We start from the raw sequence: 14,683 nt of genomic DNA on the forward strand, positions 1-14,683 counted from the left end.
AAAACAGTCAAGTGAAAAGCTTAAAAATTAAAAAAGAAGCGGAGATTTTTCCACTTCTATTTTTTTATTAATTCCTGCTGCCAAACCTTTTTTAACATCGCTGTTTCATCACATGACGGCAATTTTGGACAATTGATGCAATCTTTCCACATTTTTTGCGGCAGTGACTGTTTATCAACAATATGAAATCCAAGTTTAGAAAAAAATTCGATTTGATACGTTAAGGCGATTAAGTTTTCTATTTGCAGTCTATTCGTTTCCGTTATTATTTTTTTGACAAGCTCTTTTCCGATGCCCTTCCCCTTATATTCTGGGTCAACAGCAAGTGAACGAATTTCCGCTAAATCTTTGTCCAATATATGAAGACTGGCAATGCCTGTAACTTTTCCGCCATCATCTGCAACATAAAAGTTTTGTAGATTTTCATAAATTGATGTATATGTTCTGCTTAATAGTTTACCTTCTAGAGCATAATGTTTAATTAATTGATAAATGGTCTCGCAATCACTCATAACCGCTTTTCGAATGTTCATTTATACTCCCTCATTCGTGAATAATTATCAATAGTAAATAATATTTATTCGTATATCATATCGGTATATAGATAGATTTGTCAACATAAAACCGCCATATTTTCATGATCGTGATGATTTATATTTATACAATTTTTCCTTCTATTCAATAAGCTAAATTTTTTTTGATAATGTTTTAAGAACTATTAGTCTGTCAAGTTTTTATTATTTAAAATGTTTATTGTGAAAATGAAGGCTTTATAATAGTAATTACATATTGAAAGAAAGGGGAATCATCGTTGGGAAATTTGAAAGGAATGCGAATCGCTATTACGGGTTCACGAAAAAGTGAAGAAATTTCTACTTTAATACGAAAAAAGGGAGGAGAGCCTGTCATAAGGGCTATTCAGGAAACGGTGAAGGTTGCTGTTTCAACATTGCAAGAAGATCTTTACAAAGTCGTGAATAATGGAATCGATTGGGCTGTGTTTACGACAGGAATTGGGACGACCGCTCTTTTTGAGGCTGCAGAAGAGCTTGGAGTTTTGAAGCAGTATTTACAAGTTTTACAAAAGGCCAAAATTGCTGTGCGTGGATATAAAACAGTGGCTGCCCTTAAAAAACATGATGTAAATCCAGACGTTGTCGATGATGACGGAACGAATGACGGGCTGCTTCGGGCGCTCGAAGGAAGCGAGTTTGAGAATCAACAAGTTTTATTGCAATTACATGGAGAACCGATTCCGAAATTGTCCGAATGGTTTAAACATCGCAATGGAATGGTCCATGAAATTTTGCCGTATAAAACGATTGTACCGAATCGAGAAACGGTCGAACAACTATTGAATGAAATTGTCGAGAAAAAGCTAGATGCTGTTGCTTTTACAGCAGCTCCGCAGGTTAGAGTTCTTTTTCGATTGGCTGAAAAGAGAGGGTCTTTATCAAAGCTGGTCGAAGCCTTTCAACAAGAAGTTGTGGCAGCAGCTGTTGGGAAAGTGACAGCTGGAGAACTGAGAGAACAAGGTGTACACCGACTGGTCGTTCCTCAATTAGAACGGATGGGGGCAATGATTGTCGCATTAGATGAATATGTAAAACATAATGAGCAGTCAAATGCTGTAGAAAAATAGAAAGATTTTGCCCTTTATGTAAGTCAATGTATAAAAAGGAATGTTTTTGATCGATGAATATTCATGTTCTCACAAGATAATATATGGTATACTAGCTACGGCAATTTATGTGAAATGGAGGATGTTAGTGCGAAATCAAAAAAATAATCGAACCTCTCACCATAAGGTTGTCCCATTTTTGCAGGATAGCCGTTATTTTTATCGTAGAGGCTTAAAAGCTTATCGAGAGCGCAACTTAAGCTTGGCAGCACGAATGCTTCATCGAGCTGTTGAATTAGATCCACGAAACGATGAAGCCCTTTGCCAATTATCGATGATTTATACAGAGCTAGGTGAATATCAAAAATCGAATGAGCTATTAATCTATATTATCGAAGAAATGAATGATGGCATGACGGAATGCTATTATTTTATGGCAAACAATTATGCCCATTTAGGTTTGTTTCACGAAGCATATAAATATGCACAAAAGTACGCAATGGAAGATCCGAACGGCGAGTTTTCAGAAGAAAATGCGGACCTTCTCGAAATGCTTGAGATGGAGGGAGAGCAAGACTCTTTTTCAGATCAGGAAGATCTTATTGTGCGTCAGGAGTCAGCTCGTCAATGTTTAGTAAAAGGTCAATTAGATCAAGCGATTCACGAATTAAATGAACTGATCCATCATTATCCGGACTTTTGGTCAGCCTATAATAATTTAGCATTAGCACACTTTTATTTAGGGGAAGTTGAGACAGCTAAAAAATATTTAGCATTCGTATTAGAGAAAAACGAAGGTAATTTGCATGCATTATGCAACTTGCTTGTTTTTTATTTTTATGAACAGAAAGATGAAGAAGTGAAAAAGCTTGTGGAAAAGCTTTCTTCCATTTATCCAATGCTAATGGAGCATCGCTATAAATTAGGTGCAACGTTGGCGCTTGTCGAGCATTATGATCACGCCTTTAAATGGCTTTATTCATTATATAAAAAAGGATTTCATGGGGACGATACGTTTTATTATTGGTTATCGTACGCTGCTTATTTTACAGGCCGCCGTGATTTTGCTACTAAATGCTGGAAACGAGTTATTCAGGAAAACCCCGAAAAAAAAGGTAGCGAACCTTGGAAGGATGATCATAAAATCACGGAAGATCTGATAGAAAAGCAATTGTATGCTACTTATGTAGAAACGAAAGGGAAGCGTGCTCATGAATTTTATCGGCAATTGCTACATCATTCCAATGTAAAGAAAGCGATTGAAGCCATATTATCCCATAGACGCAATCATCATAAGCTGTTGTTATTTGCTTTTCAAGTTGCTGATTATCTTTTTGAAAAGAATGGTCATGAACAGTTGATAAAGACTTGGTTTCATATTTTTATTTTATCCGCGAAAACAAATTTAAAGCTGCAAAATGAAAAAGCATGGGCAGCAGCCGTAAATGTTTGGTTTAACAAACAGCATAAGATAAAGGAGACGCAAGCATACATTGCCCAAAAATATCAAATTTCACCAACAACGTTAGCTAAATATGTAAAAAAAATAAAAGAGCTCAAGATAAACTTAAATGAAGAACATGGATAAGAAAGAGGCTGTCCCAAAGACCCTTACACCATATATAAGATCAAAAGGGATCAGATGATCTAAATATAAAATACGTGTGGGGTTCAATGCTTAAGGGATAGCCTCAACGCTTTTTAAAGGGGTTTATACATCATTTTCGGATGCTTCTAAATGTTATCTCCTTGCCACTTCCAGGCGTGTTGATTAACCAATAATAACTAGATGAGATGGCTCTATTTCTAGCTTTTCTGCCATACGATTCTGTATGTTTAAGTAAAATAATGGATAATCAACACTTGTGTACCGCTTCATTAAATTTGAGCAAATAGATGGCATAAAGATTGTATTTTTTATAGGATAGGTAATAGGGAATAATACTACTTAGTAGCTGTGAAATATTTAAAGGAGTGAATGACAGTGGCAGAGGAAAAAATTTATGATGTGATTATAGCTGGGGCAGGACCTGCGGGTTTAACAGCTGCCGTTTATACTTCCCGAGCGAACTTATCAACTTTAATGATTGAGCGCGGTGTTCCTGGGGGCCAAATGGCGAATACAGAAGATGTAGAAAATTACCCGGGATTTGATCACATTTTAGGTCCAGAGCTATCCAATAAAATGTTTGAGCATGCGAAAAAGTTTGGGGCAGAATACGCATATGGTGATGTCACAGAAGTAGTTGACAGTGAGGAGTTTAAAATCGTCAAAGCAGGAAATAAAGAATATAAAGCACGTGCTGTCATTATTGCAACGGGGGCTGAATATAAAAAGCTAGGCGTCCCTGGGGAAGGTGAACTTGGTGGTCGCGGTGTTTCCTATTGTGCCGTATGTGATGGTGCCTTCTTCAAAGGAAAAGACTTAATTGTTGTTGGTGGAGGAGACTCTGCTGTTGAAGAAGGTGTATATTTAACACGCTTTGCTAATAGCGTTACAATTGTTCATCGACGTGATCAATTACGTGCACAAAAAATCCTTCAACAACGCGCATTTGAAAATGAGAAAGTTGGTTTTATTTGGAATCATACTGTCAAAGAAATTCATGAAGTCGATGGAAAGGTTGGAAAAGTCACTCTTGTTCATACACAAACAGGAGAAGAAACAGTGAAAGATATTGATGGTGTCTTTATTTACATTGGGATGGTTCCATTATCAAAACCGTTTGAAAACCTCGGAATTACAAATGAAGCAGGATATATTGTGACAAATGAACGAATGGAGACAAAAGTTCCCGGTATTTTTGCTGCAGGCGATATTCGAGAAAAATCACTACGTCAAATTGTTACAGCGACTGGTGATGGAAGTATTGCTGCCCAAAGTGCCCAGCATTATGTTGAGGAACTAAAGGAAAAATTAAAGACGGTTTAAGAGGGGTTTAGAACTTAATGGATGCCGGAAAAGGTTTACAAAAACGTAACGGTCATTTAAATATCCTGTAACATCCGTGAAATAATTATCCGTTATTATAAAATTAGTAATTGACCCCCTTTAAGAATAGACATTGTCAGCACGGGTGCCCTTTCCCGTGCTTCTTTTTTTATTCATATAAATCAAAAAAATTTTTTTTGTAACTTATACTATTCTCATTCGTATAGCAAACGTGTACATATGTTTAGTTATCTTGGTTTTATAAAGGGCTGTTTTCGCAAACTTAGTTGCTTTTGATTGCCTGTGTGGTGAGGCTCGAAGCATTAGCCAATCAACCCTTCTGGCAACCTCTCTAATCACAACCATTATGACGAAAGGAGCCGTATCAAAAAGTTAAAGTTTCGTGCATTGTGGTTTCATGATCATTAATAGTATAATGAAACAATAAATAAGACGACCCATACATGTGTAGATGATTTGAGGTGATTATCGTTGCAAAGGGTTACAAACTGTGTACTTGTAAAGGAAGATCGAGTACTCTTGCTGCAAAAGCCAAGACGTAATTGGTGGTCAGCGCCTGGAGGGAAAATGGAGCAGGGGGAATCGATTAAAGATTCAGTCGTCCGTGAATTTCGTGAAGAAACAGGGATCTATTTAAAAAATCCGAAAGTAAAAGGAATTTTTACAATCATTATGAAAGAAGAGGAAAAAGTCATTCAAGAATGGATGATGTTTACCTTTGTAGCGACGGAATATAGCGGCGAAAATGTTTCGGAAACAGAAGAGGGAAAGCTCGCTTGGCATCCGATTGATCATATTCAGCAATTACCGATGGCGCCAGGAGATTACCATATTATTGACTACATGGTGAAAGGTTCAGGAATGATGTATGGAACATTTACTTATACACCAGATTTTCAATTAATTTCTTACCGATTAGATCCTCAATAAAAATAAAGTCGACCGATTTTGTTTGAACGATAAAAAGAAAAAATCGGGTAGAATACTTCCGAAATGTATGGGGGAGGAAAAAAGCGATGAACAATGGATCTACATCTGATATTAAAATGGTTATTATTACTGGGATGTCTGGAGCTGGAAAGACGGTAGCGATTCAAAGCTTTGAGGATCTTGGGTATTTTTGTGTTGATAACTTACCGCCAACTTTGCTGCCGAAATTTTTAGAGCTGATGAAAGAGTCTAGCTCAAAAATGAATAAGGTTGCACTCGTCATGGATTTAAGAGGAAGGGAGTTTTTTGATTCACTGTTTCAAGCCCTTGATGAAATGGTGGAGCTCTCTTGGATCACCCCACAAATCTTGTTTCTCGATGCAAATGATCAAGTGTTAGTTAGTCGATATAAAGAAACGAGAAGGTCACATCCGCTTGCCACTTCTGGACTTCCGCTTGAAGGAATTCAATTAGAACGGAAGTTGTTAGAGGAATTGAAAGGGAGAGCGCAAATTATATATGATACATCTAATTTAAAACCACGCGAGTTGCGTGAAAAAATATTAAAACAATTTGCAGAAAACGAAGAGCAGACCTTTACCGTCAATGTTATGTCATTTGGCTTTAAGTACGGAATCCCTATAGATGCAGATCTTGTATTTGATGTTCGTTTCTTGCCAAATCCACATTATATCGATCATATGAGACCGAAAACGGGGTTGGATGAAGAAGTTTCTTCATATGTTTTAAAGTGGAATGAAACAATGAAGTTTTTAGAAAAAACGATTGATTTACTTTCATTTATGCTTCCACATTATAAACGAGAGGGAAAAAGCCAGTTAGTAATTGCCATCGGATGTACAGGTGGACAACATCGATCTGTAACATTAGCAGAATATTTAGCTAAACATTTTCAGAAAGAATACAAAACCCACGTTTCGCATCGAGATATTGAAAGGAGAAAAAACCGCTAACTATGGCGCTTGAACAAAAAACAAAACTAGTCATTATTGGGGGCGGAACTGGCTTATCCGTTCTTTTGCGAGGCTTAAAAGAACACCCTTTTGACATCACGGCTATTGTAACAGTAGCCGATGATGGTGGCAGCTCAGGTCGACTACGAGACGAACTCGATATACCTCCGCCAGGTGATATTCGAAATGTGTTGGCTGCCTTATCAGATGTAGAGCCGTTAATAGAAGAGCTTTTTCAACATCGATTTAAGAATGGAAATAATTTAATTGGACACTCATTAGGCAATTTAATTCTAGCGGCCATGACGAACATTACTGGAGATTTTATGCTTGCTATTCGTGAAATGAGCAAGGTATTGAATGTTCGTGGCAAAGTATTGCCAGCCGCTAATCGCAGCGTTGTATTAAAAGCGGAAATGGAAGATGGTACAATTGTCACTGGGGAATCAAAAATCCCTTATTCGGGTAAACGGATTAAACGTGTTTTTTTGACTCCGAAACAAGTAAAGCCATTACGAGAGACACTTGAAGCCATTCGAGAAGCTGACATGATCATTTTAGGTCCTGGAAGTTTATATACAAGTATTTTACCTAATTTATTAGTTTCGGAAATCGGTGAAGAAGTTTGTAGTGCCAAAGCAAAAAAAGTGTACATTTGCAATGTGATGACACAAGCAGGCGAAACGTTAAACTATACAGCAAGCGATCATGTAAAAGCGCTTTATCAACATCTGAATTGTTCATTTATAGATACCATTTTAGTGAACAATGAAGCAATACCAGAATGGATAAAATTACGGTATGAAAAGGAAAAAGCACAGCCGGTAGAAATAGATATAAATGAATTAACAAAATTAGGTTTAAACGTAATTCAAGATCGAATTATATGCTATGAAAATGAAATGATTAGACATGATACGAAAAAGGTTGCGGCCATTTTACAGAAGCTCGTAATGGAATAGGTGTGGATTGGGCGTAGGATTGGAGGTGTTTTCATTGTCTTTTGCATCTGAAACAAAAAAAGAATTAACGAACTTAGAGGTAAAGTCATGTTGTTTAAAAGCTGAATTGTCCGCGCTCATCCGAATGAACGGTTCAGTATCTTTTTCAAGCCGAAAGCTTATCTTGGATGTTCAAACTGAAAATGCTGCGATCGCTCGGCGCATTTATACATTGATCAAAAAGCAATACGAGGTTCAAGTTGAGCTATTAGTCCGAAAAAAAATGCGGCTGAAAAAGAATAATGTGTACATTGTGCGATTAGTGGAGCAAGTAAAGGAAATTTTAGAAGATTTAAAGATATTAGGAGAAAATTTTACATTCAATCATGCCATTTCACCTGAACTTGTCAAGAAAAAATGCTGCAAGCGATCATACATTCGTGGGGCATTTTTAGCAGGGGGCTCTGTCAATAACCCGGAAACTTCATCTTACCACCTTGAAATTTTCTCCCTTTATAAGGAGCATAATGACTCGCTTTCTGAGCTGATGAATACATTCCAATTAAATAGTAAAACATTAGAGAGAAAAAAAGGGTATATTACGTATTTAAAAGAAGCAGAAAAAATTGCTGAATTTTTAACGATTATCGGGGCCCATAAAGCTTTGCTCCGCTTTGAAGACGTTCGGATCGTTCGGGATATGAGAAATTCTGTTAATAGACTTGTGAACTGTGAAACCGCTAACTTAAATAAGACCATTGGCGCTGCCTTAAGGCAAGTGGAAAATATCAAATATATTGATGAAAAAATTGGACTACATTCTTTACCTGATAAATTAAGGGAAATTGCTGAACTTCGTATTACGTATCAAGATGTTACATTGAAAGAGCTTGGTGAAATGGTTTCAAGTGGGAAAATTAGCAAATCAGGTATTAATCACCGCTTGCGAAAGCTTGATCAAATCGCAGAACAACTGAGATCAGGTCAACCTGTTTCATTTAAATAAATTGGATAAGCATTTGCGATCCTTTTTACCAACTAAACATGGAGTTCATGAATTTTTAAGAAATTAAGGAAAAGAGGGATTCAAATGATAGAGAAAAAGGTTGAAGTTCGTTTAAAAACAGGCCTTCAAGCACGACCAGCTGCATTGTTTGTGCAGGAGGCGAATAAATTTTCTTCAGATGTATTTATTGAGAAAGATGGCCAACGAGTCAATGCTAAAAGCATCATGGGATTAATGAGCTTAGCTGTCAGCTCTGGTTCGGTTATTACCTTGATCGCTGATGGACCTGATGAAGATGAGGCGATTGAGGCGTTAACAAATTATGTCCAACGTGAAGGATAAATAATAAAACGGTGAGTATTTTCATTGAGTACTCACCGTTTTATTTTCGATCAAGCTGACATTATTTAACCCCTTCTGGAGTTAGCACTTTATCGATAATTCCGTATTCCATAGCTCTTTCTGCTGTCATAAAGTTGTCGCGATCGGTGTCGCGCTCGATTACTTCAAGTGGTTGACCCGTACGTTCAGATAAGATTTTATTTAATTTATCACGCAACGACAAAATACGTCTTGCAGCAATGTCAATGTCTGTTGCTTGACCTTGTGCACCACCTAATGGTTGGTGAATCATCACTTCACTGTTAGGTAATGCAAATCTCTTTCCTTTTGCCCCTGCTGCTAAGAGGAAAGCCCCCATAGAAGCCGCCATACCGATACACATTGTTGAAACGTCTGGTTTAATAAACTGCATCGTATCATAAATGGCCATACCAGCTGTAATAGATCCGCCAGGGCTGTTAATATATAAAGAAATATCTTTTTCAGGATCTTCAGCAGCTAAAAATAGTAATTGAGCGACAATGGAGTTCGCAACATGATCATCAATTGGTGTACCAAGAATAATAATGCGATCCTTTAATAGGCGTGAATAAATATCGTAAGCACGTTCTCCGCGGTTTGTTTGCTCAATAACAGTAGGAATTAAATTCATCCTTTTTCCTCCTTTGTCAAAAGATCTTAAATTCTTCAACTACATCCATAATACCTCGAAGGTCAATAAAGGTCAAACAAAAACTTTTTTATCTACACTCTTTTCGTTATAATTGTTGCTTTTAAAATAAAAAGGCTGTTTTCGTAAGCTTTGTTGCTTTTCGACTGTCTATGAACCGAACAAAGCACGTGGTCGGACAAATCACATTTGTCCGACCATCGACTTTTGTTCGGTTCACGTCACGCTACAAGCGTGACATAGCAAGCGTTTCGCTTGCTTGACAGTCGAAAAGCTATCGTATAATAAAGCAACAATCTTTTAGAAAAGAGCCAATAAAAAAAGATGTTCTGTAAAGAAATTGGTGATTCGCCGCAATTGCTTTCAGTCTTGCCCTACGATGTGTTTTACGTTTCGGTAATCAAAAGCAGCAAAGCATGTGAAAATAAAATGGAAATGGCGGAAAGGAAACCATGAAACAGATGAAGTTTTTTGTGTTACGTTAATATTTATGCCGTAATAAAGATTACATGAACATCTTACCCTTTTTATCAACTTTTCAAACAATCATACCGTATCAAAGATTGAATGAAATTAATAAACATACCTTGCAACAATTTTAAAAATAGATTATAATTCATGACGTGACACTTTCATATGCGCTCGTAGCTCAGTTGGATAGAGCGGTGGTTTCCGGTACCACGTCTGCCGGGGGTTCGAGTCCCTCCGAGCGCGCTAAAGAAGAAAGATCTCTTAAATGGGGATCTTTTATTTATATAAAATCGAGCCTGGGCAGTCGAAAAGCTATGGTTGTAAAGCAACAATCTTTTAGAAAAGTGCAAAAAATTTTTGATTCATTTTCATCATACAATCGATATTTTCATATAAGTACGGTATAATTTTAGTGAAATTTCATAATATTCAAATAACGATATCGTTTTTAGTGATTGAATGGAAACTTTAATATTCAACTTCATCTAGAGTGGGAAAGTATTTAAATATGAAAACCCCAACAAATGTTTTTGGTTGGGGCTACAAATCTTCCTTTTCATCTTTTATGTTTTGATAGGCTTGATCAAGATTTTGAATTCGTTTTAACACTTCTCTATTTTTTGTTAGCTGATCGTGTATTAATGTAGATACGACAGAACGGTAATAGCTATTCATCGCATCGAGTTTTGACGCTTTACCTTTATACATTTGTATATGCTGTCGCAAGTTTTCTTCAAAATATTGAATAGAAAATAATTGTGTCACGGTCATCCTCCTTCCATTTTCTTTCATACACACTTCTTGCTTCTTGGTGTACAATGTTTAAGTATAGGGGGAAGGTAACATGAATATGAAAGTTGGCTTATTTCAAGAACAGACTTTAAAGCTCACCATGACAAAAGAGCTTCAACAAGCGATCACTCTTTTGCAATATTCGACAGTCGATTTAATTTCCTATCTTCAGGAAGTTACATTAGAAAATCCCCTGATCGATTTTATTGATAAATCGAACTCGAATCAATTTTATCATAATAAAAGAAAACAACATACGGATGAAAAACAGAATTGGATTGAAAATGTCTCGAGAAAAGGTTCCAGTTTACATGAGCACCTACGTTCACAATTGTTCGATTTTCATTTTTCTTCGGTTGAAAGGCAGGCAATGGAAATATTAATTGATGCTGTTGATTCAAATGGTTATATGACAGAGGATTTGGAAAATATATCAAAGAAATTTGCGATACCACTTGAAGTGTTAGAAAAGCAGCTGCATGTATTGCAGTCTTTAGATCCAGTTGGTGTAGGAGCGAGATCCCTACAAGAATGCTTGCTTTTACAATTAAAGCAAATCAAAGATAAACCGGCTTATACAGAATTCATTTTGCGCGAATACTTTAAGCCGTTTGCGGAAAAAACATGGAAGGAAATTTCAAAAAAAACTGGGTTATCTTTAAAAGAAATTCAATGCATTCATGACTTTATTCAAACGTTAAATCCGAGACCAGGATTACAGTATGAAGATACACACCCAAACTATATTATTCCAGATTTAATCGTTGAAGAAAAGCATGGGGAGTGGGTCGTTTTTTACAACGATGACCTTTTACCGCAAATTCGCATTTCTGCAAACTATGAACCGCTTATTGAAATGGGAAATGACAGCGAAATTAAAAGCTATGTAACAAGTAAAATCCAACAATGTCGATGGCTAGTGAAATCACTTGAACAACGAAAAGATACATTGGTGAAAGTAATGTATGAAATTATTCGCCACCAGCATGAATTTTTCTATTCAAAGAATCAGATTTTGAAACCGCTAACATTAAAAGATATTGCTGATTCACTTCTTATTCATGAATCAACAGTCAGTCGAGCAGTCAAAGATAAATATGTTCAAACACCATTTGGTTTATATGAACTTAAATATTTCTTTACGAACAGGGTAGCATCCAATGATTTAGAAGATACATCAGCGGCTAATGTCAAACAAATGATCCAAAAACTTGTTGAAGGAGAAGATAAAAAACGTCCTTTATCTGACCAAAAAATTGCTGACTTTTTGAAAAAAGAATATAATATGAGCGTTTCCAGAAGAACAGTTGCGAAATACCGTGATCAGCTAAATATTCCAGCTTCAAGTATTAGAAAACGCTACGAGTGATGTGAGGTATGTATAATGAAAGAAATTGTTGTTTATTCCAAGCATGGATGTCCACTTTGTGATGAAGCAATAGAAATCATAAAGGATTTACAAGAAGAGTTTCCGTTGCAAATGAAAGAAATTGATATTTACGAAGATGATCATTTATTGGAAAGATATCAATTAATGATCCCTGTTGTTGAAATGGATGGGGAAATGATTGCATATGGTAAAGTAGATAAAAATTTTATAAGAAAACGTTTACTTAAAGAGACAGTTATTGATTAACTTTTTTTCCCCTGTTAAAATAAATATTGAAGCAGGGGTGTTTTATTTTTGGTCCTAATGGGACATAATATGTCATACAGGGACACGAAATGTCCCGAACGTAGTTTCATAGTGAAAGGATTTTTAAAATGAAAACGTTAATTGATGTGCAAAAAAAATTATTACCTGATCTTCTCCAAGTTATGCAAAAACGTTTTCAAATATTGCAGCATATACGAATTATGCAGCCAATAGGTAGACGAAGTTTATCGAACAATTTAGGGATTAGTGAACGAGTGTTGAGAGGAGAAGTTCAGTTTTTAAAAGATCAAAGTTTAATTCATATTCACCCCTCAGGCATGACGTTGACCGAGCAAGGCTTAGAGGTATTATCATCTTTAGAAGAAATGATTAAAGAGTTTTCAGGATTAACGTTATTGGAAGATACTTTAAGGAAAAAGTTAAAACTAGAGGATGTCATTGTTGTATCAGGTAATAGTGATGTTTCCCCTTGGGTCAAAAAGGAATTAGGTCGAGCATGTGCAACATGCATAAACAAACGATTAAAGGGGAACGAAACGATCGCTGTTGCAGGTGGAACAACATTAGCGGCTGTAGCAGAAATGATGATACCTGATAGCAAGCATCAAAATATTTTATTTGTTCCCGCAAGAGGGGGGCTCGGGGAAAACGTCGAAAATCAAGCGAATACGATTTGTGCCAAGATGGCTGAGCGAGCTAATGGTCATTATCGTCTCCTTCATGTACCAGACCAGCTAAGCCAAGAGGCCTATCAGTCCATTATAGAAGAGCCTAACATTAAGGAGATTTTAGAAATCATTCGCACTTCAAACATGGTTATTCATGGAATAGGAGATGCTAAAACTATGGCTGAGCGCCGCAAAACGTCTTTTCAAGATTTGGAGAAGATTGAAAAACGATATGCGGTTGGAGAAGCATTTGGATATTATTTTAATCAAGAAGGAGAAGTTGTTCATAAAGTTCAAACAGTCGGTATTCAGCTTGATGATTTAAAGAAAATTCCTTGTGTCATTGCTGTTGCTGGAGGGGCATCAAAGGCAAAAGCGATTAAAGCATACATGAAACAGGAAATTAATCACATTTTAATAACGGATGAGGCGGCAGCAAAAGAGTTAATAAGGGAATTATGATTCACTCCCTTTCTATATAATGATTCATTTTTTTCAATATTAAGGAGGTTTTTTAACAATGGCAGTTAAAATTGGTATTAATGGTTTTGGTCGTATTGGCCGCAATGTATTTCGTGCAGCATTAAAAAATCCTGAAGTTGAAGTAGTAGCTGTTAACGACTTAACTGATGCTAATATGCTTGCTCATTTATTACAATATGACTCTGTACATGGTAAACTTGACGCTGAAGTTTCTGTAAATGGAAATAACCTAGTCGTAAATGGCAAGGAAATTAAAGTCCTTTCTGAACGTGATCCAGCACAACTTGGTTGGGGAGACCTTGGTGTTGAAATTGTGGTTGAATCTACTGGTCGTTTCACAAATCGCTCAGATGCTGCAAAACACCTTGAAGCAGGTGCGAAAAAAGTGATCATCTCTGCACCAGCAAAAGAAGAAGATATTACAATTGTGATGGGTGTAAACCACGATCAATATGATGGAGCAAAACATCATGTCATCTCTAATGCATCTTGTACAACAAACTGCTTAGCTCCTTTTGCGAAAGTACTTAATGAAAGATTCGGTATTAAACGTGGTATGATGACTACAGTTCATTCTTACACAAATGACCAACAAATTTTAGACTTGCCGCATAAAGATTACCGTCGTGCTCGTGCAGCTGCCGAGTCTATCATTCCAACAACTACTGGTGCAGCAAAAGCTGTTGCATTAGTATTACCTGACTTAAAAGGAAAATTAAACGGTATGGCGATGCGTGTACCAACTCCAAACGTTTCAATTGTTGACTTAGTTGCAGAGCTTGAAAAAGATGTAACAGTTGAAGAAGTAAATGCAGCGCTTAAAGAAGCAGCTGAAGGGGAATTAAAAGGAATCTTAGCATACAGTGAAGAACCATTAGTATCTCGCGACTACAATGGCGACACTCACTCTTCTACAGTTGATGGACTTTCCACTATGGTTATGGAAAACCGTATGGTGAAAGTAGTTTCTTGGTATGATAACGAAACTGGCTACTCTTATCGTGTTGTTGATTTAGCATCATACATTGCTAAACAAGGTCTTTAATTCGATCAGCGATTGTATTCATTGATTTTAAAAGAAAATCAAATAGTCTTTACATGTCAGACTTTGCAAAATAGACTTGTGGCTGCTCCGTTGAAAAAGCTATAATGAATAGCGGAAAGGGGAATGGGGA

At 36.6% G+C, this 14,683-nt stretch carries 15 protein-coding genes and 1 tRNA gene; 13 read left to right on the plus strand and 3 right to left on the minus strand.

The genetic code is table 11. The annotated features are described in order from the left end of the window. Positions 1-56: 56 nt before the first annotated feature. Positions 57-533, minus strand: coding sequence for an N-acetyltransferase (locus J2S06_RS05305; protein WP_419151553.1), 477 nt, complete (start codon positions 531-533; stop codon positions 57-59). Positions 534-811: 278 nt separating this feature from the next. Between J2S06_RS05305 and J2S06_RS05310 the strand changes: the two genes are divergently transcribed. The 8 genes from J2S06_RS05310 to J2S06_RS05345 all read left to right on the plus strand — a co-directional run bounded on the left by J2S06_RS05310 (position 812) and on the right by J2S06_RS05345 (position 8,767). After that, positions 812-1,642 carry a uroporphyrinogen-III synthase gene (locus J2S06_RS05310; RefSeq protein WP_044893541.1) on the plus strand — a complete coding sequence of 277 codons (831 nt, stop codon included), beginning with the start codon at positions 812-814 and terminating at the stop codon, positions 1,640-1,642. A gap of 127 nt (positions 1,643-1,769) precedes the next feature. Continuing rightward, positions 1,770-3,209, plus strand: coding sequence for a tetratricopeptide repeat protein (locus tag J2S06_RS05315; protein ID WP_419151554.1), 1,440 nt, complete (start codon positions 1,770-1,772; stop codon positions 3,207-3,209). 396 nt (positions 3,210-3,605) lie between these two features. Continuing rightward, positions 3,606-4,553, plus strand: coding sequence for a thioredoxin-disulfide reductase (trxB, locus tag J2S06_RS05320; RefSeq protein WP_419151555.1), 948 nt, complete (start codon positions 3,606-3,608; stop codon positions 4,551-4,553). A gap of 492 nt (positions 4,554-5,045) precedes the next feature. Beyond that, entirely contained in the window at positions 5,046-5,504 is a 459-nt protein-coding gene (locus tag J2S06_RS05325) for an 8-oxo-dGTP diphosphatase (protein WP_044893544.1), read from the plus strand. 86 nt (positions 5,505-5,590) lie between these two features. Then, a complete protein-coding gene (gene rapZ, locus J2S06_RS05330; RefSeq protein ID WP_419151556.1) occupies positions 5,591-6,478 on the plus strand; it encodes an RNase adapter RapZ in 888 nt (295 codons plus the stop codon). Positions 6,479-6,480: 2 nt separating this feature from the next. Beyond that, positions 6,481-7,440, plus strand: coding sequence for a gluconeogenesis factor YvcK family protein (locus tag J2S06_RS05335; RefSeq protein WP_419151557.1), 960 nt, complete (start codon positions 6,481-6,483; stop codon positions 7,438-7,440). 34 nt (positions 7,441-7,474) lie between these two features. Further along, on the plus strand, positions 7,475-8,425 hold the full coding sequence (gene whiA / locus J2S06_RS05340) for a DNA-binding protein WhiA (protein WP_044893547.1): 951 nt from the start codon (positions 7,475-7,477) through the stop codon (positions 8,423-8,425). An 84-nt stretch (positions 8,426-8,509) separates the two neighbouring features. Further along, positions 8,510-8,767 (plus strand): HPr family phosphocarrier protein, encoded by a 258-nt coding sequence (locus J2S06_RS05345; RefSeq protein WP_419151558.1) that lies wholly within the window; start codon positions 8,510-8,512, stop codon positions 8,765-8,767. A gap of 61 nt (positions 8,768-8,828) precedes the next feature. Here the strand turns inward: J2S06_RS05345 and clpP are convergent, their stop codons facing one another. Continuing rightward, on the minus strand, positions 8,829-9,419 hold the full coding sequence (gene clpP, locus J2S06_RS05350; RefSeq protein ID WP_044893549.1) for an ATP-dependent Clp endopeptidase proteolytic subunit ClpP: 591 nt from the start codon (positions 9,417-9,419) through the stop codon (positions 8,829-8,831). A 656-nt stretch (positions 9,420-10,075) separates the two neighbouring features. Between clpP and J2S06_RS05355 the strand changes: the two genes are divergently transcribed. After that, a tRNA-Arg gene (locus J2S06_RS05355) sits at positions 10,076-10,151 on the plus strand. A 297-nt stretch (positions 10,152-10,448) separates the two neighbouring features. Here the strand turns inward: J2S06_RS05355 and yvfG are convergent. After that, the gene (yvfG, locus tag J2S06_RS05360) at positions 10,449-10,673 is read right to left on the minus strand and encodes a protein YvfG (protein ID WP_419151559.1); all 225 of its coding nucleotides are present in this window, start codon (positions 10,671-10,673) and stop codon (positions 10,449-10,451) included. Between the two features lie 79 nt (positions 10,674-10,752). On the opposite strand from yvfG, the gene rpoN reads away from it, so the two are divergent. From rpoN to gap, 4 genes are all read left to right on the plus strand, one after another. Further along, entirely contained in the window at positions 10,753-12,069 is a 1,317-nt protein-coding gene (gene rpoN, locus J2S06_RS05365) for an RNA polymerase factor sigma-54 (protein WP_419151560.1), read from the plus strand. Between the two features lie 15 nt (positions 12,070-12,084). Continuing rightward, positions 12,085-12,336: a glutaredoxin family protein gene (locus tag J2S06_RS05370; protein ID WP_419151561.1), complete on the plus strand. Its 252-nt coding sequence runs from the start codon at positions 12,085-12,087 to the stop codon at positions 12,334-12,336. A 128-nt stretch (positions 12,337-12,464) separates the two neighbouring features. Next, positions 12,465-13,487: a sugar-binding transcriptional regulator gene (locus J2S06_RS05375; protein ID WP_419151562.1), complete on the plus strand. Its 1,023-nt coding sequence runs from the start codon at positions 12,465-12,467 to the stop codon at positions 13,485-13,487. A 58-nt stretch (positions 13,488-13,545) separates the two neighbouring features. Then, positions 13,546-14,553, plus strand: a complete 1,008-nt coding sequence (gap, locus tag J2S06_RS05380) for a type I glyceraldehyde-3-phosphate dehydrogenase (protein ID WP_419151563.1) — start codon at positions 13,546-13,548, stop codon at positions 14,551-14,553. The last annotated feature ends 130 nt before the right edge of the window (positions 14,554-14,683 follow it).

This window comes from Bacillus alveayuensis (genome assembly GCA_030812955.1).
Lineage (GTDB): Bacteria > Bacillota > Bacilli > Bacillales > Aeribacillaceae > Bacillus_CB > Bacillus_CB alveayuensis.